Source organism: Pseudomonas sp. LBUM1659 (genome assembly GCF_059716045.1).
This window is the reverse complement of record NZ_CP166797.1, coordinates 295,947-322,115: the sequence shown is the minus strand read 5'-3', so window position 1 is coordinate 322,115 and position 26,169 is coordinate 295,947. Positions and strand designations below refer to the sequence as shown.

Sequence of the window (26,169 nt, the reverse complement as noted above, 5' to 3'; positions counted from 1 at the left end):
GTTCAGGTGCAGGATTATAGCCAGCACGTATCGCCCAACCGACGGCCAGGTACTTAACAATAGCCAGCCCACTTTAGAGGGCATTACCCCATGGATAGCAGAACCCTACGCAACCTTATGCGCATAGTGCAGACCGGCTCTTTGTCGGCGGCGGCAGAGCATTCCTGTTTAACGGTGCAGGCATTGGCTGCGCAGTTGAACAAGGTCGAAGAGCAGTTTGGTTTTCGGTTGTTTCGTCGCTCCAACAAGGGATTGACCCTGACCGCACAGGGCTCGGAACTCACGCCTTACATGGACAAGGTATTGCTGGCCACGCGGCAACTCGAAGAAAAAGTGGCTGCGCTGAAGGTGCCTGGGCAGCGCACGCTCAAAGTCGCGCTGAACACCACGCTTTCGTCTGACTTCAATCGGCGAATGATCGGACGCCTGATTGAGGTATTTCCCGACTATCAGCTGGAATTCAGCTACGCCGAGTCGATGGAAAACCTCAGCAAGCTGAAAAATGAAGATTTCGACCTGGCCGTGTTGATCGGGCCGCAGCAACCGGGGTTGCCGAGCATTATCCTGCCCGAGGTTCAGGTGCAGGTGGTCGGTGCCCATTGTGGGCAGGAACATGATCCGCTGGTGATGCTCGGCAACAAGTTTCAGGTGCGTCCGGCCGGCGATTGTCCGTATTCCCACAGTTTTTTGCGTTTTCTCGACGCCGGCCTTGGCAATTACGAGTCGAGCAAACGGATGGTCTATTCCTGCAGCGAGACACTGACGCTGTCGCTGATCACGCAAATGGATGGTCTCGGCATGGTGTCCCGTGACGCAGCCCAACGTAACGGCTTGACCATTTTTCCTGGCTTCGAGGATGCCCTCGAAGTGCGGTTGGCGGTCAATAACCCTGAGTTGTCGGGCCAGGCCTTGCAAGACGTGGTCGACCTGCCGCTACATGAACGAGCCGAGCGCAATGTACGCAGCCGTTCCCACCGCAACGGTGAGAAAGAGGTTTTTGCTGAAGTACGCACATAACAACGTCGGAATCGCGGCATAAAATTCCGGGCGATCGAGCTGCACGTGTTGATCCTTGATCAACAACGGCGTGAGGCTTATGGCAGCGACGATCGCCACTGGCAAGTATTCCAGCGCCCGGGCGACGAAGGGTGGCCAATGGTCGGTGTTCACTTGCAGCGGCAGCGCACGCGGCAGGAACGTCACGGCCATCATCAATACGACGACCAGAATCAGGAACGTTTGATCAGGCATACACCCACCCCGCAGCCCACAAAGGTGGCGATGAATACGTTAAACGGCGAGCTGCCAACCAGGCTCAGCGCGCCCATGCAAGCGACGGCGGCCAGTGCGGCGATGAGTTTGTTACGCGTATTGCACAGCGACACCAGCACGTAGAGCATCATCGCTGTTAACGCGTAGTCGAGCTGATACTTGATCAAGTGCGCTGCGTACTGCGCGCAAATCGCCCCCAGCAGACCGCCGATCACCCATGAGGTGTGGCAATACAGATTGAAGCCGATCAGGTAACGCACGTTGACCGGCGCACCTTTGCCCAGTTTGACGCTGTGGAAAGCGAACGACTCATCGGTCAACCCGCCCGCATAACACCAACGCTCAAGTCGACTGAGCCCCATCGCCTGCAACGCCTTGGCCATGTAGACCGACATCAACATGTGCCGCGCGTTGATCAGAAACGTGGTGAGGACAATGGTGGTCAGCGACGCACCGCTGGAAATCAGCGCCAGTGCGGCAAACTGCGAAGCGCCAGCGTACACAAACAGGCACATGGCGACCGGCAACCACACAGGCATCCCGGCATTGACCGCCATCAGGCCGAACACAAACGACACCGTGAAATAACCCGCCACTACCGGGCTGGCTTCGGCAAAGGTGCGCGAACGCTGGGTCCCGACCATCAGCGGCTGGCTGCTGGACGTCTCATTCATAGATCCCTCTCAAATGTTCTTTCGCCGCGCGGTTCGCAAAAACCCTGGGCACTCCAAAAACGTTTGCCGGCGAGGTTTGCATCGTCGACAAACAGGAACATCCGCAGCACGCCCACGCGTTTCATGTCCGCCGATGCCGCTTCAACCAGCCGTTGACCAACGCCCTGGCTGCGGTACATCGAGCTCACCGCCAAGTGGTTGATGGTGCCGCGACTGCCGAGCATGCCACCCAGCACCGCGCCAACGATTTCGCCACTGAGGTCCAGCGCGATGAACGAGGTGGTGGTTTTTTGCACCAACACCCCGCGCAGGCATCTGGCGTCCTGCCATTCGCAGAAAGACACCTCTTCGAATTGCCGAAAGAAGCGTTCCAGGCGCTGCGCATCTTTGGCCGTCGTGCGCCGCAACATCACCGGTGCAGGGCACTCGGCGAGGCTCATCATGGGGTCGAGCTGTTCAGCGAACAATGTCAAAAGCGGTCCCGGGCCGCGAGAAGGAGATCGCCAGAATTTGTCGATAAGCCATGTTGTGGGAATGAGTATTACGCGCCGGTGTGACGTAGTGGCGCATGTCCCGATCAAGGAAGTAAGTGGTATCGAGAATCTCCGTGTACGTTGTCGATGCCAAATGCTCTTGTTCATGGGCGCTGTACAAGCGGCTCTCCGCCCCCTCCACGTTATTACGCCCCCAAAAATGCACACCGCTGAACGGGTAGCCGTCGCAGTGAATACCTTCCGGGGTAATCTCCAGTTGTTTGCCTGGCTTGATCTCGATACGGATCTGGTGAATCTGGCACTGCCAGATTTCGTTGTGCAGTTCCGGGGGCAGAACATTTTTGTACACGTCGAAATCCGTGTCGATCAGGCTGCGCATGACCGGCGATTGGATGATTTCATCGGAGAAGTCCTGGAAGTGCCGCACCATTCCGCCCACATAGCTGTTGTTGGCCTTGGACTGAACGTACGCGCGGTGTTCCAGCTGTGTCAGTTCACGCGTTACCGGGTTGTACTCGAAATCGCTGTAGCGACGGTATCGATTGCCCGCCTCGGCCTGACCGTAGTAACTGTCGGGCTCCATGTTTTCCCAACTTCTGGTCAATCTGACGAAGTCGGAGAAGTGACCGAATAAATTGAAGTCGCTACTTTTGACGTTGACGTATTTATCGCGCCGTAGCGATTCGCCCACCTCTTTATTCAAAACGAGCATTTTTAAAATCTCCGTGCATTTAGCAACCTAATCTAGAGAGCACAGGATTTGCGTCCATGAGAAAGAATTTCAGGCATCTCAAGCACGGCTTGAAACGGCGTTTGAAGTGGCTTGAATTCGACTTTTTACGACTGAGAACAGCCGTTTTTAGTGCTTTTTTACTGTAATGAGGCAAAAAACCCACCGAACCAGTCCGGAGGTTTTTCGATTTTTTGTCGCTCATAAAACCATCGCCCATAAAAAAGCGCCGCCATCCCGGCAGCGCTTTATCAATCCTTTGTTTTTTCTTCTTATCCTTCCATCACATCCCACAACGCTTCCAGTTCCGCCTCACTGAATAAACCAGCGGGGTAGCGCTCGATCATCGTCCGACGCGGATCAGGTTCACTGATCTGACGCATTCCATTGGACTTCAACCAGTGCGCAAGGTCCTGGAGCGATTCGCCATTAATTGCCAGGGGATGCAACGCCCGCTCGCTCACTACGTTTACTTCGGCGTTCATTTCAGCGCTCTCTCCTGGTTCATGAGCGGCTAACTTATCCAAGGTTTATGACAGAACATCGCAGCTCTCCCCCTCCCTGTTTCGCGCGGTGACAGATACAAGAGCTGTGCCAATGTTTCTGTACTGTCGACAAGCGGATACAAAAAAGCCCGCAGTCCTTCAGGGCTGCGGGCTTTTCATAGAGAAGGGAGGATTAACATCTGCTCAACAGTTTTTGCAATTGACTCAAGATGTTACAACCTCACTCACTCCTTGTGCGGCGCCGGTTGCTGTTGGGTAAGGCAGTGGATGTTACCGCCTCCCAGTAACAGTTCCCGGCCTGGCACCATCACCACTTCATGTTGCGGGAACAGGGTCTGCAAAATTTCCTTTGCCGGGCCGTCCAGCGGGTCATCGAAGCTCGGCGCAATAATCCCGCCGTTGACGATCAGGAAGTTCACGTAAGAACCGGCAAGACGAACAGTCGGATTGCGCTCCTGAGTGCCATCCACCGGGTCGACACCGGCGCACTCTTCTTCGGTCGCATACAGCGGCCCCGGAATCGGCATCTTGTGCACCGTGAACGGGCGACCCTTGGCGTCAGTGCTGTTTTGCAGCACGTTCATTGCCGCCTGGCAGCGCGGGTAGTTCGGGTTTTGCGGGTCATCGGTCCAGGCCAGCAATACTTCACCCGGGCGCACGTAGCAGCAGAAGTTATCCACATGGCCGTCGGTTTCGTCGTTGAACAAACCGTCTGGCAGCCAGATGATTTTATCCACAGCCAGATTAGCGCTGAGCACCGCTTCAATCTCTGCACGATTAAGGTGCGGATTGCGATTGCGGTTGAGCAGGCATTCTTCAGTCGTGATCAGGGTGCCTTCGCCATCGACATGAATCGAACCGCCTTCGAGCACGAAGCCCTCGGTGCGATAGCGCTGGCTGCGCTCGATCTCGAGGATTTTGCCGCCGACCTGCGAATCTCGGTTCCACGGCGAATACAGGCCGCCGTCGAAACCGCCCCAGGAGTTGAAGTCCCAGTTCACACCCCGGACTTCACTACGGTTATTGATGATAAAGGTCGGGCCGGTGTCGCGAACCCACGCGTCATCGCTGGACATTTCCACCACACGAATGTTCGGCACGTCGAGACGTGCGCGAGCGTTTTCGTACTGGCCTGCGGAAACCGCCACGGTCACCGGCTCGAAACGCGCGATGGCTTTCGCCACCGCCACGTGCGCGGCTTGCGCCGGTTTGCCACCCAGGCGCCAGTTGTCCGGGCGCTCGGGCCAAATCATCCAGGTCTGGGTGTGTGGCGCCCATTCGGCCGGCATGTAGAAGCCGTCGGCGCGAGGCGCGGTGTGCAAAGTGGTCATGAGAATCAGGACTCCAGGGAACCGTCGAGAGTTTTCAGTGCGCCGTACAGGTTCGGGCGACGATCACGGAACGAACCCCACGCGCTGCGAATGTGTTCCAGCTCGTCGAGGTCGAAAGTGTGCACAAGAATACCTTCTTCGGTTTTGTTGAGCTCCTGAACTTTTTCGCCGAACTGGTTGGCGATGAACGACGAGCCATAGAAGGTAATGTCGTAGCCGTCCTGCTCTTCGTTGCCGATGCGGTTGCTGGCGATCAGCGGCATCAGGTTGGCGCCGGCATGACCCTGTTGTACGCGCTGCCAGTGATCACGGGACGAAATGGTCTTGTCGTGCGGCTCGCTGCCGATGGCGGTCGGGTAGAACAGGATTTCCGCGCCTTGCAACGCCATGCTGCGCGCGCACTCCGGGAACCACTGGTCCCAGCAGATGCCCACGCCGATTTTCGCGTAGCGGGTGTTCCACACTTTGAAGCCGGTATCGCCCGGGTTGAAGTAGTACTTCTCGTGGTAGCCAGGGCCGTCCGGGATGTGGCTTTTACGATAAATCCCGAGGTTGGAGCCGTCAGCATCGATGATCGCCATGCTGTTGAAACGCGCGCGTCCGGCCAATTCATAGAAGCTGATCGGCAGCACCACTTGCAGCTCTTTGGCGACTTTCTGGAAGTGCTTGATGGCGACGTTGTCTTCAACGGTCGTGGCCAGTTGCAAGTAATCCGGGTTCGGCTTCTGGCAGAAGTACGGGGCTTCGAACAGTTCCTGGATCAGGATAATCTGCGCGCCTTTGGCCGCGGCCTCACGGACCAGCTTCTCAGCGGTGTCGATATTGGCTTCAAGGTCCCAGGAACAGGCCATCTGGGTAGCGGCGACGGTAACGATACGGCTCATGAATCGGCTCCTGAGCAAAGGCTTGGGGTCGAGTGTGGCATCGACCCATGACAGAAATGAGAAGCACTGGGCGTGGTTCGTCCACACCGCGGCAGCGGTGACTTTATAGCCGATAAATATCGGCTTTAGAAGCCACCAATAAACCACTCGTCATGTTTTTTCAGTAAAAAGCCGATATCTATCGAATTAACACCACCCGCTTCCACATGTGTTCTGCATACACAGGGAAAAGGTATTTACAGGCCTTCTGCGAGCACCTTGGAGAGCATGTCCACGAAGAAGTCCACGCTCTGCCGTGAGGTCACCATCGGCGGTTTGATTTTGAGGACGTTGAGGAAGTCGCCGGTCGGTTGCATAAAAATCCCCAGCTCTCGCAGGCGATCACACAGCGCCGTGGTTTCTTCGGTCGCCGGTTCCAGGGTGTCGCGGTTGCGGATCAATTCGACACCCAGATAGAAACCGGAGCCGTGCACCGCGCCCACCAGCGGATGAATATCGATCAGCGCTTCCAGCCGCTCCTTGAAATACCCGCCCACCACCTGAGCGTTTTCCCAGAGCTTTTCCTCTTCCATCACGTCCAGCACTGCCATGCCGATCTGACAACTGACCGGACTTCCGCCCGCCGACGAGAAGAAATAACCTTCGGCCTCCAGCGCTTCGGCGATTTCCCGGCGCGTGATCACCGCGCCCAACGGCTGGCCGTTGCCCATGCCTTTGGCCATGGTGATGATGTCCGGCACCACGCCCTGCTCTTCAAAGCCCCAGAAGAAATGGCCCATGCGCCCGTAACCGACCTGCACTTCGTCAGCGATGCACACGCCACCCTGCGCGCGAACCATCGCGTAGACCTGCTGCAAATAGCCCGGCGGCAGCGAGATCCCGCCAGCATTGCCGTACACCGGCTCGCAAATAAAACCAGCTAACTGACGCTTTTGCCCGGCGATTTTCGCCAGGTTGTGTTCGACGCTGCGCACGTAGTCCGGTGCACTGTCCGGGCCACGGAATTTGCCGCGATACGTGTTCGGCGCCATGACCGCATGCACCCAATCGGGACGGCTGCTCAAGGCCTTGGGATTGTCGGCAATCGACGTCGACACGGCATCGGCGCCGACGGTCCAGCCGTGATAGGCCTCCAGCACGCTAAGCATGTCGCGCCCGCCGCTGTAAGCCCATGCCAGACGAATCGCCAGATCGTTGGCCTCGCTGCCGCTGTTGACCAGAAACACGCGGTCCATGGAGTCCGGCGCTAACTTCAGCAAGCGTTCGGAAAACTCGGCAACCGCCGCATAGTTGAAGCGCGAGTTGGTGTTGAGCAGCGACCACTGACGACTGGCGACCGCCGCCATGCGCGGATGTCCGTGGCCGAGTACCGCGACGTTATTGAGCATGTCGAGATAGGAGCGGCCCTGCATGTCGATCAGGTGGTTGCGCCAGCCGCGTTCGATGCGCGGCGGGTCGACGTAATAGTGCTTCTGGGTTCGCGCGAAACTGGCGCTGCGGCGCGCCAGCAACGTCTGCGAATCCAGTTCCTCTTCAGCATCACAGGCCAGTCCCAGCAATGCAGCTGGTGACGGGCACAATGCTTGCCAGGCCAAGGCGCGCGAAGGTGTACAAAACAACGGCGCATTGAAAGCCGTGCCTCGGCTCAACTGCACAATCAGAGGCCCGCTGACCGAGCCCAGCACCTGCCCTTTGACCAGCGCCGCGCCGGTGTGCAGTGACGGCGTCACGCCCCACAACCGTACACTCAGTTGTGGGCCGTCGAGTTGCAGCACGCCGGCCGCCGGCTGATGAACCACACCGGCAAACGGCGATTCGACCGCCGTGCCATGGGGCACTCTCAACTCGACGTGCAACGGGCACGTGTCCGGTTCAGCCGCACTGTCTGGACGAGTCCGCGACAACCGATATTGCCCATAGCGACTGGCCGCCAGGCCGTGGGTGGCGGCGGCTTCGGTCAGAAGTCGCTGATCGATTCCTTCTTGCTCCCAGTTGCCCGCCTCGAAATGCGGGCTGAGTACACCCAGATCGATCAGCGCAAACTCGCGCCCCACCAGGCTCGGCAACAGCGGAGCGAAACCTTCACTGCCAATGCTCGGCAGGCTATGGCCAACGCACGCCAGGATCGCCATTTCCATCAATTCCAGCGGCACCGACGTGGCCACTCGGAAAATTTCCCACTCATGGGTCAGGTTGTCGCGACTGTACTGGTTGCCCGGATCAATACTGACCTGCTGCTCGCCGCTGAGCACCAACACCGCCGCACGCGCGACGATCAGCGGCCAGAGCGCCAGCAGTTCTGCAGGCTGCAAAGGATTGACCGCGTGATAGGCCTCAATCGCCGGCAAAATGTAGAACGGATCGTTGTTGGCGTGGTGCAGTAACGCCGCGCAGGTCACCGAAAGATCGGTGATGCGCCAGGTGCGGACCAGGTCGCCGAAATCGATCACGCCCTGCAATTGCCATTGACGTTGCAAATCGCGCTGCCAGACCACATTGTCGTCAGTGATGTCCATGTGAATGGCCTGCACCGGCAACTTGTCCACCAGAGGTTGCAGATGACGCTCGGCGCGTTCGGCGGCCTCGGCGATCAACCGGCGTTGCGCGTCATCTTTGATGACCGGCAGCAAATGGCCGATCAATGCGTTGGCGTGACGGGCGTCCCACTGCAGCGTGCGCTCAAGGCCCGGATGATCAAAAACGGCCAGCGCCAGGTCCATTTCGCCGCACAGCTGGCCGAAACCGGCGACCACGGCTCCCGGCAGGTGATCGAGGTGGGTGAGCGACTGGCCTTCGATGTAGTCGAGCAGGCGCACATGCACTGATTGGCCCGCGACTTCGAGCGTGAGCAGATCAGCACCGCTTTTGGCGGGGATCACTCGCGGCACCTTCACACCAGAGTGCTCGCCCAAATGCTTGAGCCCCGCGTGCTGGGCTTGCAGTTCCAGCGCCGCATAATCACCACGGCAGATTTTCAGGACGAAACGCCCCTGGTCGCTATCGACGCGAAAGTTGAGATCCTGCTGGCTGCCAAGAGCCTGCAACTTCCCGCTCAGCCCGTAATGCCCTTCCAGCAGCTCAAGCGCTTGCTGCGCAGACACTTGCGGGCTGGGCAAACTGGCGCGGTGAATCAACGTGGCGAGCGGCATACAGCGACCTCTGAAATGTTATTAGGCGCTTATATCGCCACTGCATCGGTCGATAATCAACCCCCCGTTGACGCTGTAAATCCCAAATACGACCAACAACCCTCTTGCACCACCCTGCTCCTGCCGACAAGCTATGCTCATTCGCTTAATTGTCTTACGGAAAAAAGGCTGGCCAACATGCGTATTCTCATTACCGGCGGTGCCGGTTTCATTGGCTCTGCCCTGATTCGTCACCTGATCCGGCACACTGGGCACGAAGTGCTCAACCTGGACAAATTGACTTACGCCGGCAATCTTGAATCGTTGACCAGCATTGCCACCGACACCCGCTATGAATTCGTGCAGGCCGATATCGTCGACCAGGCGACCGTGAGCGCAATCCTGGCGCGCTTTCAACCACACGCGATCATGCACCTGGCGGCCGAATCCCATGTCGACCGTTCCATCGACGGTCCGTCGGATTTCATTCAAACCAATATCGTCGGCACCTACAGCCTGCTGGAAGCGACCCGCGCCTACTGGCAGACCCTGGCCGAGCCTGAGAAAAGCGCCTTTCGCTTTCATCACATCTCCACCGATGAGGTCTACGGCGACCTGCATGGCGTCGACGATCTGTTCACCGAAACCACGCCCTACGCCCCAAGCTCGCCGTATTCCGCCAGCAAAGCGGCGTCCGATCACCTGGTCCGCGCCTGGCAACGCACCTACGGCTTGCCGGTATTGCTGACCAATTGCTCGAACAACTACGGGCCATTCCACTTCCCCGAGAAGCTGATCCCGCTGGTGATTCTCAACGCCCTCGCAGGCAAGCCACTCCCCGTGTACGGCAACGGCCTGCAAGTGCGTGACTGGTTGTTCGTCGAGGATCACGCCCGCGCACTGCTCAAAGTGGTCACCGAAGGAGTGGTCGGCGAGACGTACAACATCGGCGGTCACAACGAACAGAAGAACATCGACGTGGTGCGTGGCATCTGCACCCTGCTCGAAGAACTGGCCCCGCAAAAGCCTCAAGGCGTGGCGCACTTCGCCGATTTGATCACCTTCGTCCAGGACCGTCCCGGCCACGACCAGCGTTACGCCATCGACGCCAGCAAGATCGAACGCGAACTCGGCTGGGTACCCGAAGAAACCTTCGAAACCGGCCTGCGCAAGACCGTTCAGTGGTATCTGGATAACCTGGAGTGGTGCCACCGTGTTCAGGACGGCAGCTATCAGGGTGAACGACTGGGCGCCATCAATACCAAGGAACTTCTCGCATGATGAAAGGCATAGTGTTGGCAGGCGGCTCGGGTACGCGTTTGCACCCGATCACGCTTGGCGTGTCCAAACAGCTGTTACCGGTCTACGACAAGCCGATGATCTACTACCCGATCTCGGTACTGATGCTGGCCGGCATCAAGGACATCTTGCTGATTTCCACACCTCAGGACCTGCCGCAGTACCGCAACCTGTTGGGTGACGGCAGTCAGTTCGGGGTCAATTTCAGCTACGCCGAACAACCGTCGCCAGACGGTCTGGCCCAGGCCTTTTTGATTGGTGAGGAGTTTATTGGCGACGACCCGGTCTGCCTGATCCTCGGCGACAACGTCTTCCACGGTCAGCACTTCGGTGAACAGTTGAAAAACGCGGCAAAACGCCCTTCTGGCGCGACCGTGTTCGGCTATTGGGTCAAAGACCCGGAACGCTTTGGCGTGATTGATTTCGACAGCGAAGGCCGTGCCTTGTCGATCGAAGAGAAGCCGAAAAAACCGAAATCCAGCTACGCCGTCACCGGGCTGTATTTCTACGACAACGACGTGATCGACATCGCCAAGGCCGTGAAACCCTCGCCTCGCGGCGAACTGGAAATCACCGACGTCAATAACGCCTACCTCCAACGCGGGGATTTGCAGGTCGAGCGCTTCGGTCGCGGTTTCGCCTGGCTGGACACCGGCACCCACGACAGCCTGCTCGAAGCCTCTCAGTACGTGCAGACCATCGAGCATCGCCAAGGCCTGAAAGTCGCCTGCCTGGAAGAAATCGCCTACGAAAATGGCTGGATCAGCCGCGAGCTTCTGCTCGAGCGCGCCAGTTATTTCGGCAAGACCGGTTACGGCAAATACCTCTTCATGTTGGCCGGGGAAGCACAATGAAGGTGATTGAAACCGGGCTGCCCGGTGTATTGATCATCGAGCCCAAAGTCTTCGGTGACGAACGCGGTTTTTTCTATGAAAGTTTCAACGCCAAGGCGTTTCAAGACGCGACGGGCCTGAACACCCAGTTCGTTCAGGACAACCACTCCCGATCCCAGAAGGGCGTGCTGCGTGGCCTGCACTACCAACTGCAAAACACCCAGGGGAAACTGGTGCGGGTGACCGCCGGTGAGGTGCTCGACGTCGCAGTGGATATCCGTCGCAGCTCGGCGCATTTTGGCCAGTGGGTGGCGGTGCGGTTGTCCGCCGAAAATCATCGGCAACTCTGGGTGCCCGAAGGCTTTGCCCATGGGTTTGTAGTACTCAGCGACTTCGCCGAGTTCCTCTACAAGACCACGGATTACTACACACCGTCCGCCGAGCGCAGCATTCGTTGGGACGATCCGACCCTCGCCATCGATTGGCAACTGGAAGAAGCCCCGCAGTTGTCGGCCAAGGATCAGAACGGTCAGCGCTTCCTAGAGGCTGATCTGTTTCCATGAGAATACTCATCAGTGGTCAGAACGGTCAGGTCTCCCGTGAGTTGCAGCGTCGCCTGGGTGATGTCGGTGAATTGATTGTGCTGGGGCGCGATCAGCTTGATCTGGCTCAACCGGAACAGATTCGTCGGCAGGTCCAGCGCGTTCGTCCCGACCTGATCATCAATGCGGCGGCTCACACGGCTGTCGATCAGGCGGAGAGCGAACCTGCGCTGGCATTTGCCATCAATGCGACCGGCCCGGGCGTATTGGCCGAAGAAGCGCTGGCGCTGGGTATCCCGCTGATTCATTACTCGACCGATTACGTGTTCGACGGCAGCAAGACCACGCCTTACAACGAAGACGATGTGCCCAATCCGCTCGGCGTGTATGGCAAGAGCAAACGTACCGGCGAACAGGCGATCACGGCAGTACAAGGCCAGCACCTGATCTTGCGCACCAGCTGGGTTTACTCGACCCACGGCCGTAATTTCCTGCTGACCATGCAACGCCTGCTGCAAGAAAAACCGGAATTGCGCATTGTCGCTGACCAGATCGGCGCGCCCACCTGGGCTGGCACGATTGCCGGCAGCACCCTCGCGCTGATTGAACGCTGGCAAGCGGGACAGGCCGGTGCCTGGGGCACGTATCACCTGACGGCTCAGGGTGAAACGTCATGGTTCGGCTTCGCACAGGCCATTGGCGATGCGCTTCGGGAACAGGGCAAGCCGTGCGCCAACCTGCTGCCGATTCCGTCCGCCGACTACCCGACACCGGCTGCCCGGCCGCTGAACTCACGCCTTGATTGCAGTCGCCTGCAACGCGAATGGGGCGTTAGTCAGCCAGACTGGCAAAGCGCGCTGCGCGAGTGTCTTGCCGAGCAAGCCTAGGCATAATGCGCCTGTACCCACAGGCGCCCGATGCTCATGACTCCGACCCTCCCTCGCAGACCCCGCTGGCGCAGCCTCGCCCTGCTGGCGCTGTGCCTGGCGCCGTTACTGTGGCCGCTGGAGCACTTGGCCGAGCGTTACTACCGCAGCGAACTGGCCGGGCAGAACCGTCAGACTCTCGACCTGTACGTCGCCAACCTGCTGGGCACGCTGCACCGTTATGAGGTCTTGCCACAAATCATCGGCGACCTGCCGGCCCTGCGCGCGGTACTCGGCGCGCCCGATGATGGCGTCACCCAAGGCAATGCCAACCGCTTGCTGAAAAACATCAGCACCCAAACGGGCGCCGAAGTCATGTACTTGATGGACACGAGCGGCAAGACGCTGGCGGCGTCCAATTGGGACAAGCACGACAGCTTCGTCGGGCGTAATTTTTCTTTCCGGCCCTATTTCAGCGAAGCCATGGACGGACGGCTTGGACGGTTTTTCGGCTTGGGCACGACCTCGGCCAAACGCGGCTATTTCTTTGCCGCCGCGGTACGCGATGGCGAAAAGGTCATCGGCGTGCTGGTGGTCAAGGTCGACCTGGACCACACCGAAAGCCTCTGGGGCAAAACCCCGGAACAGCTGCTGCTGACCGACCAAAACGGTGTGGTCATTCTCACGTCGCGGCCGGAGTGGCGCTTTCGCTCGACCCGCCCGTTGAGCGATGAAGAAAACAAGGCCATAACCGCGATTCAACCGTACCCGACCCGCGATCCAAAGCCGTTGAAGCTCAACCCCAATGCCTGGCTGACCCAAACCCAACAGATCGCCGAGACCGGCTGGAACGTCAGCATCCTCGCCCCGCGCACCTTGATCGACCGCCCGGTCCGCACGGTGGTCGCCATCGGTGGCGCCACGCTGTTGGTGTTGATGTTGCTCCTCGGTCTGATGATGCAGCGCCGCCGCCATTACCTTGAACGAATCGCCTTCGAAGCCAAGGCCCGGCGCGAACTGGAAGGCCGGGTCGCCGAGCGGACCAGCGACCTCGAAGGCCTCAACCGGCGCCTGAAACAGGAAGTGCTGGAGCGAGAACACGCTCAGCAGGAGCTGGTGCGCGCGCAGGATGATCTGGTCCAGGCCGGTAAATTGTCAGCGTTGGGAACCATGTCGGCGAGTATCAGCCATGAGCTCAATCAGCCACTGGCGGCGATTCGCAGCTACGCGGAAAACGCCGAAGTGTTGCTCGATCATCAACGCACCGACGATGCGCGTGGCAACCTCAAATTGATCAGCGAATTGACCGGGCGCATGGCCTCGATCATCGCTCACCTGCGCGCCTTCGCCCGACGTGATCGGCACGCGCCGGAAAGCGTTGCCCTGCAACCGGCGCTGGATGACGCGCTGGCGTTGCTGGCCAAGCGCCGACGCAGCATGGAAGTCGAGCTGATCCGCGACTTGCCGGCCGCCACGTTGTGGGTCGAGGCCGGGGAAACCCGTCTGCGTCAGGTACTCGGCAATCTGTTGGCCAACGCCCTCGATGCGCTGACCGAGAAAGGCCCACCGCGTAAACTCTGGTTGAGTGCCCAATCCACCGCTGACGGCGTCAATCTGTACATTCGTGACAACGGCCCCGGCTTTTGCATGGAAGCCCTGGGGCGCGCCAGCGAACCGTTCTACACCACCAAGACCCGCACACAGGGACTTGGACTGGGGTTGGCGATTTGCGAAACCCTGATGCGTGCCTTCGGAGGTGAACTGTCGTTCGCCAACCACAAGGAAGGCGGCGCCGTGATTACCCTGAAACTGCGCGCAGGCGCGCCGGGCGTGAGCCTGCAACCGTCCGAGGACCGAAGTGCATGACCATCGACAGCCGCATTCAGGTCGTGTTAATCGACGATGATCCCCATCTGCGTCAGGCCCTGAGCCAGACCCTGGACCTCGCCGGCCTGAAAATCCTGCCGCTGGCTGAAGCCAAAGGCCTGGCCGCACAACTGGAGCGTGACTGGCCCGGCGTGGTGGTCAGCGACATTCGCATGCCGGGCATGGACGGCCTCGAACTGCTGACCGAACTGCATGCCCAGGACCCGGAGCTGCCGGTGCTGCTGATCACCGGCCACGGCGACGTGCCGCTGGCAGTGCAAGCCATGCGCGCCGGGGCCTATGACTTCCTGGAAAAACCCTTCGCCAGCGATGCCCTGCTCGAGAGCGTGCGCCGCGCGTTGGCCTTGCGTCGCTTGGTACTCGATAACCGCAGCCTGCGTCTGGCCCTGAGTGATCGCAATGAATTGAGCACTCGGTTGGTTGGGCAATCGGCGCCGATGCTGCGTCTGCGCGAGCAGATTGGCGCACTGGCCGCGACCAGGGCCGATGTGTTGATTTTGGGTGAAACCGGCGCAGGCAAAGAAGTCGTGGCCCGGGCGCTGCACGATTTATCGAACCGTCGTAATGGTCCGTTCGTGGCGATCAATGCCGGCGCGCTGGCCGAGTCCGTGGTGGAAAGCGAGCTGTTCGGTCACGAGCCCGGGGCGTTCACAGGCGCGCAAAAACGTCGCATCGGCAAGTTCGAATTCGCCAATGGCGGCACGCTGTTTCTCGATGAAATCGAAAGCATGAGCCTGGACGTGCAGGTGAAATTGCTGCGCTTGCTGCAGGAGCGCGTCGTCGAGCGTTTGGGCGGCAATCAGTTGATCCCGCTGGACATCCGCATCATCGCCGCGACCAAGGAAGACCTGCGCCAGTCCGCCGATCAAGGGCGTTTCCGCGCCGACTTGTATTACCGCCTGAACGTCGCGCCGCTGCGTATTCCGCCGCTGCGCGAGCGCGGTGAAGACGCGTTGGTGTTGTTCCAGCATTTCGCCGATGAAGCCAGCGCCCGCCACGGTTTGCCGCCCCATATGCTGCAACCGGGGCAACGCGCCCTGCTGCTGCGCCACACCTGGCCCGGCAACGTACGCGAACTGCAAAACGCCGCCGAACGCTTCGCCCTGGGCCTGGAACTGGCGCTGGACAACAATACGCCGGAGGGCGGAACCAGCACGACGATTGAAAGGTTCAGCGGCGGCTTGAGCGAGCAAGTGGAAAACTTCGAAAAGAACCTGATTACCGCCGAACTGGCGCGCTCTCACAGCTCCGTGCGCAGCCTCGCCGAAGCGCTGGGCATCCCGCGCAAAACCTTGCACGACAAGCTGCGCAAACATGGGCTGAACTTCGCCGGCGGCGCCAGCAGCTCTGCTGACGACCTCGATTGAGCGAGCGTTAAATCATCACCTTCAAACAAGAGGCCCGCGCATGAACCGCGACAGTCGTCACCTGGAATCCATTCTCCATCACGACATCCCCCTGACGCAGGCCATGGGCATCAAAGTACTCGATTGGCACGACCAGCAACTGCGCCTGTACTTGCCGCTGGAAGCCAACGTCAATCACAAAAGCACCATGTTCGGCGGCAGTCTGTATTGCGGCGCGGTGCTGGCGGGTTGGGGCTGGCTGCATTTGCGCTTGCGTGAGGAAGGGATTGAAGACGGGCACATCGTGATTCACGAAGGGCAGATCAGCTATCCGCTACCGGTGACCCTGGACGCGACAGCGATTTGTCAGGCGCCGAGTGCCGCGGTGTGGAAGAAGTTTCTGGCGATGTATCAGCGCTATGGGCGGGCGCGATTGACGCTGCATTCACGGATTGTGAATGTCGGCAGTGATGAGGATGCGGTGAGGTTTACGGGGCAGTACGTCCTCCATCGCTAAAGTCGGGTTACTGATCGTTCCCATGCTCCGCGTGGGAACGATCTTAGCTACGGGCGAGTTCCAGCAGTTTTTCGCGCCACGCAGCCTTGGCCGGCAGCGCCAAAAAGAACTCATTCAACAACGATTCCCGTGCCGGATAGCAAAACGGTGCACCGCTCAAATCCAGTACCTCACCGCCCGCACCTTCCAGCACGCCTTGCGCCGCCGCCGTGTCCCACTGCGAAGTCGGCGCCAGCCGCGGATAACAATCCGCCGCCCCTTCCGCCAATAGGCAGAACTTCAGCGAACTGCCGATATTGGCCAGTTGCAACTCGCCCAGACTGTCGCTCAACCCCACCAACAAGCGCTCCTGCTCCGGGCTCGAATGCCGACGACTGGCAACCACGGTAAACGCCTCTCCCGCAGCAGGCACTTCGCGAACCTGGATCGGCAATGGCTGACGGTCCTTGTCGCCGCGCCAGGCGCCCAAACCTGCACCACCGACGTAGAAACGCCCGTTGGTCGGCATCGACACTACGCCAAACACCACCCGCCCCTGCTCGATCAGCGCAATGTTGACGGTGAATTCTTCACTGCCGGAAATGAATTCCTTGGTTCCGTCCAACGGGTCCACCAGCCACCACCGCTGCCACCCGGCACGCACGCTTTGCGGGATGTTGGCGTCCTCTTCGGACAGCACCGGGATGTTTGGGTCAAGCGCGATCAACCCGGCCAGAATCAAATGGTGAGCCGCCAGGTCGGCAGCCGTCACCGGCGAATCGTCAGCCTTGGCAGTCACGGCGGTGCCGGTACGCCAGAACGGCAGAATCGCCTCGCCAGCCTGCAATGCCAGTTCAACCACCGGCGCCATCAATGGATGCGGGAAATTCATGGCAGAAACACCCCGCGCTGGGTCAGCAGGTCACGGGCCAGATACAGTGCCGCCAAGGCACGGCCCTCCGTGAAGCGCGGGTTCTGCGCCAGGGCGGACAACTCACGCAGATTGATCTTGTCCACACCCATCGGCTCGGGTTCGTCACCCTCAAGGCTTTCTTCATACAGATCGGTGGCCAGCACCACCTGGATCTTTTGGCTCATGTAACCGGGCGATAACGACAACTCGGTCAGATGCTCCAGCTGCCGTGCGCCATATCCGGCTTCTTCCTTGAGCTCACGCACAGCCGCCGCCAGCACGTCTTCACCCGGCTCGATCAGGCCTTTAGGCAAAGACAGCTCATACTCATCAGTGCCGCCGCAGTATTCTTCGACCAACACCGCATGATCCGAATCGAGCATGGCCACGACCATCACCGCGCCATACCCCGCGCCCTTGCCGACCAAACGCTCGTACGTGCGCTCCACGCCATTGGAAAAGCGCAGTTTCAGCTCTTCGACACAGAACAAACGGCTGGTGGCGACGATCTCGCGGGCAAGTATGGTGGGTTTCTGGCGCATGCAAAGCTCCTTGGCGTGAACGCGTTACTATACCCGGCCTATCCTGATTGTTGACCTCGGATATCTCTTTTACCGCTGGAGAAGTTTTTTATGTCCCTGCTGCCCTGGCGCGACATCGACACCGTTCTGCTGGACATGGACGGCACGCTGCTGGACCTGCATTACGACAACCATTTCTGGATGGAGCACTTGCCACAGCGTTACGCCGAGTTGCACGGGGTGAGCCGAGCCATGGCCGAGATGGAATTGCAGCCGCTGTTCGAACGCAATGCCGGCCAGTTGCAGTGGTACTGCCTGGATTTCTGGAGCGCCGAATTGAAACTGCCGGTGCGCGAACTGAAACTGGAAACCGCGCACCTGATCGCCTTGCGCCCGGATGCGGATACGTTTCTGGCGGCGATCAAACAGGCAGGCAAGCGTGTGGTGATGATCACCAATGCGCACCGCGATTCGCTGTCATTGAAGCTGGAAAGGATTGAACTGGCGCCGTATTTCGAACGCTTGATCAGCTCGCATGATTACGGCTTTCCCAAGGAAAATCCGCAATTCTGGGAGGCGTTGCAGGCCGATATCGGTTTCGACCCTGCGCGCAGTCTGTTTATCGATGACACGTTGCCGATCCTGCGCAGTGCGCGCCGTTTTGGCGTGGCGCATCTGTTGGCGGTGAGTGAACCGGACAGTCGCAAGGGGCCCAAGGACACGGCGGAGTTTGCGGCGGTTGGGGATTATCGGGAGCTTATTGCAGGGCTTTGAGACCGAGTCGCCTGCTTCGCAAGCAAGCCCGCTCCCACACTGGATCTCGGTCGAATACAAAAATTGTGTCCACTGAGGATCAAATGTGGGAGCGGGCTTGCTCGCGAAGGCCATCACACGGATTTAAGGCTTACTCAGGAATCCGCAACGACTGCCCCGGGTAGATCTTGTTTACATCCTTGAGCATCGGCTTGTTGGCTTCGAAGATTTTTTGATACTTGTTGGCATCGCCATACACGCGCAAGGAAATAGCGCTGAGGGTGTCGCCCTTCACGACGGTGACAAACTTTGCGGCCACTACCACCGGCCCGGTCACGGTAATCTGATCGTCCACGCTGCCAACACCGGCGATATTGCCAACAGCCAGCAGTATCTTTTCCTTCTCTTCCTGACTGCCAACTTCACCGGTGACGGTGACTTTGTCGCCGTCCACCGTAGCCTGCACATTCGGGCTACCCAGGCCGACCTTACTGATGTGTGCCTTCAATTGCTCACTGGCATTGGCGTTGCCCGGCGTCAGTAGATCGATAAGTTTTTCGCCTGCTTCTTTCACAAAACTAAAAATACTCATGATGCACTCTCCTTGGGTTTAGGGTTCCAGACGCAAAAGACTAGACCAAGGCTGCAACACACGGTTCCCACCCGACCAATGACGCCGGTTGCACCCAAGCGCTAGAATCCAGCCCTTCCCGCGCCCTGGAGCGAAGATGGACATCAAGCAGCTGAAATTCCTCATCGCCCTCGACGAAACCCGGCACTTCGGCCAGGCGGCCGCGCGCTGCCACATCACCCAGCCGACCTTGTCCATGCGCCTGCGCAGCCTCGAAGAAGAGCTCGACCTGCCGCTGGTCAATCGCGGTCAGCGCTTTGAAGGGTTCACCGCGCCGGGTGAGCGGGTGCTGGCGTGGGCGCGCACGGTGCTGGCCGCTTACGACGGTTTGCAGGCCGAAGCCGCTGCGTGTCGCGGCAACCTGGTCGGTACGTTGCGGTTGGGTGTGGTGCCGCTGTCGAGTTTCGATCCGCTGCCGCTCATGCAACGCTTGCACGCCGAACACCCGAACCTGCGCTTCGAACTCTCGGCGCTGAGTTCCGAGCAAATCCTCGAGCAGCTGTCGAACAACCGCCTGGACCTCGGCGTGTCTTATCTGGAGCGCCTGGACAACGAGCGCTTCGACTCACTGGCGTTCAGTGAAACCCACATGGGCCTGCTCTACGATCAGCGCTTTTTCAGTTTCGGCGAAGCGCCTTTGAGCTGGGAGTCGCTGATCGAACTGCCGATGGGCATGCTCACCAGCGGCATGCACTTTCGTCAGTCCATCGACCACAACTTCCACAGCCGCGGCTTGACGCCCCAACCCTTGCTGCAAACCGATGCCGTTCATCAATTGTTACAAGCGGTGCACGGTGGCATGTGCTGCGCGGTGATGCCGCTGGAAGGCGGCCTGGAAAACCTCACTGATCACTTGCGCCTGCAACCTATCGAAAACGCGCAAACCCTCGCCCGGCTGGGGTTGATCATGCGTCGCAGCGCCCCACGCTCGGCCTTGGCGGAAGCCTGTTTTGCGATCTATCAGAAATCACTGACAGCCTCTTGATCGACGTCATCTATCGGTAGATCAGTAATAGCGATTAGACGCGACCTTTTGACGCGCCTAGGCTTAGAGCTGACCAGACCGTCGGTGATACCTCATGAACACCAAGCGCCCCGGCTGCGCGGCGCCCGCACTCGAAACGCCCGCGCCAGACGCAAGCCAGACTTACAGTTTCTGCGATCTACAATTCACCGAATCAGCCAGCACCGCGCTGGCCGAGGAAGTTGCGTTGGCGATTGCCTACAACGGCATCAGCCAGGCTGTGATGTTGGTGACGCCGACTGACCTTGAAGACTTCATCGTCGGCTTCAGCCTGGGCAGCGGCATCATTGAAGACGCGACCGACATCTATGACCTGCAATTGACCGGCGAAGGGTCGGCGCAGTACGCGCAAGTGACCATCGCCAACCGCGCCTTCTGGAACCTCAAGCAACAGCGTCGGCAACTGGCCGGCACCAGCGGTTGCGGGCTGTGTGGCGTGGAAGCGGTTGAACAGGCATTGCCCGACCTCAAGGTGTTGCCGGGCGCGCCGCTGCCGCCCGCCGAATGGCTTGATGGCCTGCGCCAACGCATCGGCGCGTTCCAGCCGCTGGGCCAACATTGCGGCGCGGTGCACGCGGCGGTGTTCATGAACGGTCAGGGCGAGTTGCTGCTGGGCCGCGAAGACATCGGCCGGCACAACGCCCTCGACAAATTGATTGGCGGGTTGATCCGCCAGAAGATCCCGACGACTGGCGGCCTGGCGATTGTCACCAGCCGGTGCAGCCTCGAATTGATCCAGAAAGTGTTGCGCGCTGGCATCCAGACGCTGGTCAGCCTGTCGTCGCCCACGGGCCTTGCCGTGCAATGGGCCCGTCGTCACAACCTCAATCTCATCCACCTGCCGCAGAAAAGTGCACCGCGGGTCTACAGCCCAGCGTTGGAGAATCAAGCGTGAGTCAACATCGTCAAGCCGACCAGAAACCCGTCCCCCGCTACAAGCCCTACAAAGGCCCAGCCGGTGGCTGGGGCGCGCTAATCAGCGTCGCCCAAGCCTGGTTGACCAGCGATAACGCGCTGAAAAACCTCCGCATAATGCTCAAGACCAACCAGAACGGCGGCTTCGACTGCCCCGGTTGCGCTTGGGGCGATTCTCCGGAAAAGGGCATGGTGATGTTCTGCGAGAACGGCGCCAAAGCGGTGAACTGGGAAGCGACCAAACGCCGTGTCGACGCTGCATTCTTCGCCAAACATAGCGTCACCTCGCTGCTGGGGCAGAGCGACTACTGGCTTGAATACCAGGGCCGCCTGACCGAGCCGATGAGCTACGACGCCGAGACCGATCGCTACAAACCGATCAGCTGGGAAGCGGCCTTCGCCCTGATCGGCAAACACCTGCAAGGGCTGTCGAGCCCGAATCAGGCCGAGTTCTACACCTCGGGCCGCGCCAGCAACGAAGCGGCGTACCTGTATCAATTGTTTGTGCGCGCCTACGGCACCAATAACTTCCCTGATTGCTCGAACATGTGCCACGAGGCCAGCGGTGTGGCCATGGCGCAAAGTGTCGGCGTTGGTAAAGGCACGGTCACCTTCGACGACTTCGAACACGCCGATGCGATTTTTGTCTGGGGTCAGAACCCTGGTACCAACCACCCACGGATGCTCGAACCGTTGCGCGAAGCGGTGAAACGCGGCGCTCAGGTGGTGTGCGTCAACCCGCTGAAGGAGCGCGGTCTGGAACGCTTCCAGCATCCGCAGCACCCGCTCGAAATGCTCACCAATGGCGACAAGCCGACCAACACGGCGTTCTTCCGTCCAGCCCTCGGTGGCGACATGGCGATCCTGCGTGGCATGGCGAAATTCCTGCTGCAATGGGAGCGCGACGCGCAGAAGGCCGGTGAGCCCGCCGTGTTCGACCACGACTTCCTCAACGAACACAGCGCCAACGTGCTGGACTATCTGGCCGCCGTTGACGTTACGCCGTGGGAGCAGATCGTCGAACAATCCGGCCTGACCCTGGTAGAGATCGAGCAAGCGGCGCGCATGTACGCCAAGAGCAAGAACGTCATCATGTGCTGGGCCATGGGCATCACCCAGCATCGCCATTCGGTATCGACCATCCAGGAAATCGCTAACCTGATGCTATTGCGCGGCAACATCGGCCGGCCGGGCGCCGGTCTGTGCCCGGTGCGTGGCCACAGTAACGTGCAGGGCGACCGGACCATGGGCATCAACGAGCGTCCGCCGGTAGCGTTCCTCGATTCGCTGGAGCGTCGCTTCCAGTTCAAAGTGCCACGTCAAAATGGCCACAATGTTGTCGAAGCTATTCACGCCATGGCCGAAGGTCGTGCGAAAGTCTTCATCGGCTTGGGCGGCAACTTCGCCCAAGCCACGCCGGACAGCTCTCGTACCTTCCAGGCGTTGAACAATTGCGACCTGACCGTGCAGATCAGCACCAAGCTCAACCGCAGCCATTTGGCCCACGGTAAAGACGCGTTGATCCTGCCGTGCCTGGGCCGTACCGACATCGATATGCAGACCGAAGGCCCGCAAGCGGTGACCGTGGAAGATTCGTTCAGCATGGTCCATGCCTCCAACGGTCAGTTGCAGGCGCTGTCGAACCAGATGCGCTCGGAGCCGTCGATCATCGCCGGCATCGCCGCCGCCACGCTGGGCAGCAAACCGGTGGACTGGAACTGGCTGGTGGCCGATTACGACCGCATCCGCGATCTGATCGCCGACACCATTCCGGGCTTTCGCGATTTCAATGAGAAGGTCAAGAATCCGGGCGGTTTCTATCTCGGCAGCAGTGCCGGTGCGCGTAAGTGGAACACGCCGTCAGGCCGGGCCAATTTCCGCCCGAATGCCCTGCCTAAAGACCTGGTGCACGAGCGCACGCGCGCGACCGGCGTGCTGCCGGATTTGATCATGCAATCGATGCGTTCTCATGATCAGTACAACACCACGATTTATGGTCTCAACGACCGTTACCGTGGGGTGAAAGGTCAGCGCGATGTGTTGTTTGTGAACGAAGCCGACATCATTCGCCTGGGTTTCAAACCGGGGCAGAAGGCCGACATCGTTTCGATCTGGGATGACGGGCGTGAGCGTCGGGTGAAGGGCTTCACGCTGCTGGCGTTTGATATTCCTGCGGGGCAAGCGGCGGCTTACTACCCGGAAGTGAATCCGCTGATACCGCTGGAAAGCATCGGGGATGGCAGCCATACGCCGACGTCTAAGTTCGTGGCGATCCGGTTGGAAATGGCGAGTGAGAGCGGGTTGATTTTGGCCAAGTCCGCTTAGCTCAAACACTACTGTGGCGAGGGAGCTCCCTCGCCACAGGACCATGTCCACTTTAAGTTTTTTCACGGCGAGCCACTTTCCAATCGCCCACAAAAAAGGCCGTTTCTGTATAAAAACGGCCTGTCCGAAGTAACTAAAGACCGGCGAAAAACAGTTAAGTTCCGTTTAAAAAACAGTAACTTATAGAAATGTGCTCAAGTCGTGTTACTCGTCGGATTTCGATTGTCACACCTCTGACACAGCCTCAGGATCGCGTCGTCATCCCCTTGAGGTTCCTCCATGAAGTTCTCCTCGATTCTCTTGTTGTCCCTTGGCTTGTTCAGTGGCATTGCTTCTGCTGGCGGCACCACCGAAGCAGGTGTGGGCGGCGCATTGGGCGGGGTTCTTGGCTCGGTCGTCGGTCAGTCGTTAGGCGGCAATACAGGTTCCACCATCGGCGCGGCCCTGGGCGGCGCGGGTGGTAGCGCAGTCGGCGCCAACAAACACAGCCGTGGCGAAGCCGCCATCGGTGGTGCGTTGGGCGCGGCAGGCGGTAACGTGGTTGGTCGCAACATGGGCGGCACCTCAGGCAGCCTGATCGGCGCCGCAGCAGGCGGCGGCGCCGGTGGCGCGCTGGGTAACTACATGGGCAACAAATACGATAATGAAGATGACGACAACGATCATCGCTCTTATCGTGGCCAAGGTGATCGTCGTTACTACCGTGGCCACCACCATCCCCGCGGCCATGCCTATGGGCATCGCAAGCATCACAAGTACTATCGCGACTGAGGCTTCCATCGCCTCGTAAGACGGTACATCAGAAAATCGCAGCCCATGGGCTGCGATTTTTTTTGCCCTGTCTACACCACCAGGCGTTCCAGCGCTCCACGCAATCCAGTCGGAATCGATACCGGCTGATTCGAAGCACGATCTACAAAGACATGCACGAAGCGCCCGGCCGCACAGGCTTCGTTTTCCCCTTGTTTGAACACGGCCAATTCGTATTGCACCGAGCTGTTACCCAGCTTGCCAACCCGCAGGCCGATCTCGATCCGGTCCGGAAAGGCGATGGAAGCAAAGTAGTCGCAAGCCGAACTCACGACAAAACCCACCACCTCGCCATCATGGATATCCAGGCCACCGACTTCGATCAGGTAAGTGTTCACCGCCGTGTCGAAGAAGCTGTAGTAGGTAACGTTGTTGACGTGACCGTAGGCGTCGTTGTCGTGCCAGCGGGTGGTGATGGGCTGAAAGTGTGGGTAGTCGGTGCGTTGATTCATGCGCAGCTCTCGTCTTGAAGTGGCTGAAGTTTACCGATCCGCAAACCCTTTACCCACCTCTGCCAATTCGCCGATCAAGCATGCCGGACGCCAGTGGTCACCCTGCCGGGTTTCCAGCGCCATCAAGCGTTGATGAATGTCCGCCAATCCTTGCTGATCCGCCCACGCCATTGGCCCGCCCTTCGCCGCCGGAAAACCATAACCGTTGAGGTACACCAGATCGATGTCGTGCGCCGACGCGGCAATGCCTTCCTGAAGGATCTTCGCCCCTTCGTTAACCAGTGCCAGCAGGCAACGCTCAAGAATCTCCTCAGCGCTTATCTCGCGACGCTGGAAGCCCAACCCTTCGCTGACCTGCAACACCAGCGCATCAACTTCCACATCGTGCTCGGCCTGACGACTGCCCGCCTCGTAGTGGTAATAACCGTTGCCACTCTTCTGACCGAAACGCCCGAGTTCACATAGCCGGTTATCCACCTGAACTTCCGGCTCATCCTGTCCTGTGCCCGCCAGTTCCCGAGCCCGCCAGCCAAGGTCAACGCCTACCACGTCGTACATGCGGAACGGGCCCATGGCAAAACCGAAATTTTGCAACGCCGCATCCACTTGATAGGGATAAGCCCCCTCCAGCAGCATCTTGCGCGCTTCGAGCACGTAGGTATTAAGCATGCGGTTGCCGATGAAACCGTCACAGTTGCCCGCCACCACACTGACCTTGCCCATGCGCTTGCCCAGTGCCAGCGCTGCGTCTAGCACTGCCGGTGCAGTCTGGGCGCCACGGACGATTTCCAGCAGTTTCATGATGTGTGCAGGGCTGAAAAAGTGCAGACCCAAGACTTGCTGCGGACGGCGAGTTGCCGCAGCGATGGCGTCGATGTCCAGCGCCGAAGTGTTGCTGGCCAGAATCGCTTCGGGCTTCAACAGGCCGTCCAGTTCGCGAAATACTTTCTGTTTCAGCTCAAGGTTTTCGTAGACCGCTTCGATGACCAGATCGACGTCACGGATCGATGCGTAGTCCGCCGCTGCGATCACTCGCGCTATGCGCGCGTCAGCCTCGGCCTGATCGATGCGCCCTTGGCGCACATTGTGAGCGTTGGTTTCGGCTACCGTGGCCAACGCCTGTTCAAGCATCTGCGGATTGTTATCCACCCACTGCACCGGCACCCCGGCGTTCGCCAGACACATGACAATGCCACGGCCCATGGTGCCTGCACCGATGACGGCGGCGCGCTGAATATTGAATGGCGTCTGGCTCATGATTTGCTCTCTTGTTGGCGATCCAAAGACAGCCCCCACCTTAGTCAGCCATGGCGCGTTTTTGAAATTTATTCCTGTGATGAGCAACATTCAGCGGATGGATGGGATATCCATTGCGGACCCAATTCTCACAGTAGCAATCCGCGACCTTTTGGATAAAGAACTCTAGAAGTACTCAATTGGAGTGAAATGAGCGCTAGCCAACATCTTGAATCAGGTTAAAATTTTCTTAGCAGAGTCGGCAATTTTAAAAAAAAACTTTGCGTGGTAAAAAAAATCT

26 protein-coding genes are annotated in these 26,169 nt (G+C 59.3%); 13 read left to right on the top strand and 13 right to left on the bottom strand.

Features of this window, described 5'->3' with window-relative positions; translation table 11 throughout:
- Positions 1 to 90 precede the first annotated feature (90 nt).
- A complete protein-coding gene (locus tag ACA048_RS01440) occupies positions 91 to 1,017 on the top strand; it encodes a LysR family transcriptional regulator (protein ID WP_497627646.1) in 927 nt (308 codons plus the stop codon).
- Here ACA048_RS01440 and ACA048_RS01435 read toward each other — a convergent pair.
- From ACA048_RS01435 to ACA048_RS01400, 8 genes are all read right to left on the bottom strand, one after another.
- Entirely contained in the window at positions 934 to 1,251 is a 318-nt protein-coding gene (locus ACA048_RS01435) for an AzlD domain-containing protein (RefSeq protein ID WP_497627645.1), read from the bottom strand. The genes ACA048_RS01440 and ACA048_RS01435 overlap by 84 nt on opposite strands.
- Positions 1,230 to 1,946, bottom strand: a complete 717-nt coding sequence (locus ACA048_RS01430; RefSeq protein ID WP_497627644.1) for an AzlC family ABC transporter permease — start codon at positions 1,944 to 1,946, stop codon at positions 1,230 to 1,232. Before ACA048_RS01430 ends, ACA048_RS01435 begins: the two co-directional genes overlap by 22 nt.
- The gene (locus ACA048_RS01425) at positions 1,943 to 2,356 is read right to left on the bottom strand and encodes a GNAT family N-acetyltransferase (RefSeq protein WP_497629786.1); all 414 of its coding nucleotides are present in this window, start codon (positions 2,354 to 2,356) and stop codon (positions 1,943 to 1,945) included. Before ACA048_RS01425 ends, ACA048_RS01430 begins: the two co-directional genes overlap by 4 nt.
- A 46-nt stretch (positions 2,357 to 2,402) precedes the next feature.
- Positions 2,403 to 3,152: a 2OG-Fe dioxygenase family protein gene (locus ACA048_RS01420; protein WP_497627643.1), complete on the bottom strand. Its 750-nt coding sequence runs from the start codon at positions 3,150 to 3,152 to the stop codon at positions 2,403 to 2,405.
- Between the two features lie 290 nt (positions 3,153 to 3,442).
- Positions 3,443 to 3,655, bottom strand: a complete 213-nt coding sequence (locus tag ACA048_RS01415) for a hypothetical protein (protein WP_223514759.1) — start codon at positions 3,653 to 3,655, stop codon at positions 3,443 to 3,445.
- 245 nt (positions 3,656 to 3,900) lie between these two features.
- Complete coding sequence (gene aguA, locus ACA048_RS01410) at positions 3,901 to 5,007, bottom strand: agmatine deiminase (RefSeq protein WP_497627642.1); 1,107 nt, start codon at positions 5,005 to 5,007, stop codon at positions 3,901 to 3,903.
- 5 nt (positions 5,008 to 5,012) lie between these two features.
- Positions 5,013 to 5,891 carry an N-carbamoylputrescine amidase gene (aguB, locus tag ACA048_RS01405; RefSeq protein WP_497627641.1) on the bottom strand — a complete coding sequence of 293 codons (879 nt, stop codon included), beginning with the start codon at positions 5,889 to 5,891 and terminating at the stop codon, positions 5,013 to 5,015.
- A gap of 236 nt (positions 5,892 to 6,127) precedes the next feature.
- Positions 6,128 to 9,040 (bottom strand): aminotransferase, encoded by a 2,913-nt coding sequence (locus ACA048_RS01400; protein ID WP_497627640.1) that lies wholly within the window; start codon positions 9,038 to 9,040, stop codon positions 6,128 to 6,130.
- A gap of 177 nt (positions 9,041 to 9,217) precedes the next feature.
- On the opposite strand from ACA048_RS01400, the gene rfbB reads away from it, so the two are divergent.
- From rfbB to ACA048_RS01365, 7 genes are read left to right on the top strand one after another with little or no spacing between them, the layout of a single operon-like run.
- Complete coding sequence (gene rfbB, locus ACA048_RS01395) at positions 9,218 to 10,300, top strand: dTDP-glucose 4,6-dehydratase (protein ID WP_497627639.1); 1,083 nt, start codon at positions 9,218 to 9,220, stop codon at positions 10,298 to 10,300.
- Positions 10,297 to 11,172, top strand: a complete 876-nt coding sequence (gene rfbA, locus ACA048_RS01390; protein ID WP_497627638.1) for a glucose-1-phosphate thymidylyltransferase RfbA — start codon at positions 10,297 to 10,299, stop codon at positions 11,170 to 11,172. Before rfbB ends, rfbA begins: the two co-directional genes overlap by 4 nt.
- A complete protein-coding gene (rfbC, locus tag ACA048_RS01385; RefSeq protein WP_497627637.1) occupies positions 11,169 to 11,714 on the top strand; it encodes a dTDP-4-dehydrorhamnose 3,5-epimerase in 546 nt (181 codons plus the stop codon). The genes rfbA and rfbC overlap by 4 nt, the downstream gene beginning before the upstream one ends.
- The gene (gene rfbD / locus ACA048_RS01380) at positions 11,711 to 12,580 is read left to right on the top strand and encodes a dTDP-4-dehydrorhamnose reductase (RefSeq protein WP_497627636.1); all 870 of its coding nucleotides are present in this window, start codon (positions 11,711 to 11,713) and stop codon (positions 12,578 to 12,580) included. The genes rfbC and rfbD overlap by 4 nt, the downstream gene beginning before the upstream one ends.
- Before the next feature lie 36 nt (positions 12,581 to 12,616).
- Positions 12,617 to 14,425: a sensor histidine kinase gene (locus ACA048_RS01375; RefSeq protein ID WP_497627635.1), complete on the top strand. Its 1,809-nt coding sequence runs from the start codon at positions 12,617 to 12,619 to the stop codon at positions 14,423 to 14,425.
- Positions 14,422 to 15,813 (top strand): sigma-54-dependent transcriptional regulator, encoded by a 1,392-nt coding sequence (locus ACA048_RS01370; protein WP_497627634.1) that lies wholly within the window; start codon positions 14,422 to 14,424, stop codon positions 15,811 to 15,813. Before ACA048_RS01375 ends, ACA048_RS01370 begins: the two co-directional genes overlap by 4 nt.
- A 40-nt stretch (positions 15,814 to 15,853) precedes the next feature.
- Complete coding sequence (locus tag ACA048_RS01365; protein WP_497627633.1) at positions 15,854 to 16,309, top strand: thioesterase domain-containing protein; 456 nt, start codon at positions 15,854 to 15,856, stop codon at positions 16,307 to 16,309.
- Between the two features lie 43 nt (positions 16,310 to 16,352).
- Here the strand turns inward: ACA048_RS01365 and cysQ are convergent, their stop codons facing one another.
- Positions 16,353 to 17,180 carry a 3'(2'),5'-bisphosphate nucleotidase CysQ gene (cysQ, locus tag ACA048_RS01360; RefSeq protein ID WP_497627632.1) on the bottom strand — a complete coding sequence of 276 codons (828 nt, stop codon included), beginning with the start codon at positions 17,178 to 17,180 and terminating at the stop codon, positions 16,353 to 16,355.
- Positions 17,177 to 17,743, bottom strand: a complete 567-nt coding sequence (gene nudE / locus ACA048_RS01355; RefSeq protein WP_223514711.1) for an ADP compounds hydrolase NudE — start codon at positions 17,741 to 17,743, stop codon at positions 17,177 to 17,179. The genes cysQ and nudE overlap by 4 nt, the downstream gene beginning before the upstream one ends.
- A gap of 90 nt (positions 17,744 to 17,833) precedes the next feature.
- Between nudE and yrfG the strand changes: the two genes are divergently transcribed.
- Positions 17,834 to 18,496 (top strand): GMP/IMP nucleotidase, encoded by a 663-nt coding sequence (gene yrfG / locus ACA048_RS01350; RefSeq protein WP_219093250.1) that lies wholly within the window; start codon positions 17,834 to 17,836, stop codon positions 18,494 to 18,496.
- Between the two features lie 130 nt (positions 18,497 to 18,626).
- Here the strand turns inward: yrfG and lysM are convergent, their stop codons facing one another.
- Positions 18,627 to 19,067: a peptidoglycan-binding protein LysM gene (gene lysM, locus ACA048_RS01345; RefSeq protein WP_497627631.1), complete on the bottom strand. Its 441-nt coding sequence runs from the start codon at positions 19,065 to 19,067 to the stop codon at positions 18,627 to 18,629.
- A gap of 136 nt (positions 19,068 to 19,203) precedes the next feature.
- Here lysM and ACA048_RS01340 point away from each other — a divergent pair, with 136 nt between their 5' ends.
- The 4 genes from ACA048_RS01340 to ACA048_RS01325 all read left to right on the top strand — a co-directional run bounded on the left by ACA048_RS01340 (position 19,204) and on the right by ACA048_RS01325 (position 24,141).
- On the top strand, positions 19,204 to 20,091 hold the full coding sequence (locus ACA048_RS01340; RefSeq protein WP_497627630.1) for a LysR family transcriptional regulator: 888 nt from the start codon (positions 19,204 to 19,206) through the stop codon (positions 20,089 to 20,091).
- A gap of 94 nt (positions 20,092 to 20,185) precedes the next feature.
- On the top strand, positions 20,186 to 21,025 hold the full coding sequence (fdhD, locus tag ACA048_RS01335; protein ID WP_452624511.1) for a formate dehydrogenase accessory sulfurtransferase FdhD: 840 nt from the start codon (positions 20,186 to 20,188) through the stop codon (positions 21,023 to 21,025).
- Positions 21,022 to 23,370, top strand: coding sequence for an FdhF/YdeP family oxidoreductase (locus ACA048_RS01330; protein WP_497627629.1), 2,349 nt, complete (start codon positions 21,022 to 21,024; stop codon positions 23,368 to 23,370). The genes fdhD and ACA048_RS01330 overlap by 4 nt, the downstream gene beginning before the upstream one ends.
- A 279-nt stretch (positions 23,371 to 23,649) precedes the next feature.
- Positions 23,650 to 24,141 carry a glycine zipper domain-containing protein gene (locus ACA048_RS01325; protein ID WP_497627628.1) on the top strand — a complete coding sequence of 164 codons (492 nt, stop codon included), beginning with the start codon at positions 23,650 to 23,652 and terminating at the stop codon, positions 24,139 to 24,141.
- 71 nt (positions 24,142 to 24,212) lie between these two features.
- Here ACA048_RS01325 and ACA048_RS01320 read toward each other — a convergent pair whose 3' ends face one another.
- Positions 24,213 to 24,632, bottom strand: coding sequence for an acyl-CoA thioesterase (locus ACA048_RS01320; RefSeq protein WP_497627627.1), 420 nt, complete (start codon positions 24,630 to 24,632; stop codon positions 24,213 to 24,215).
- A 30-nt stretch (positions 24,633 to 24,662) separates the two neighbouring features.
- Positions 24,663 to 25,889, bottom strand: coding sequence for a 3-hydroxyacyl-CoA dehydrogenase (locus tag ACA048_RS01315; protein ID WP_497627626.1), 1,227 nt, complete (start codon positions 25,887 to 25,889; stop codon positions 24,663 to 24,665).
- Positions 25,890 to 26,169: the final 280 nt, after the last annotated feature.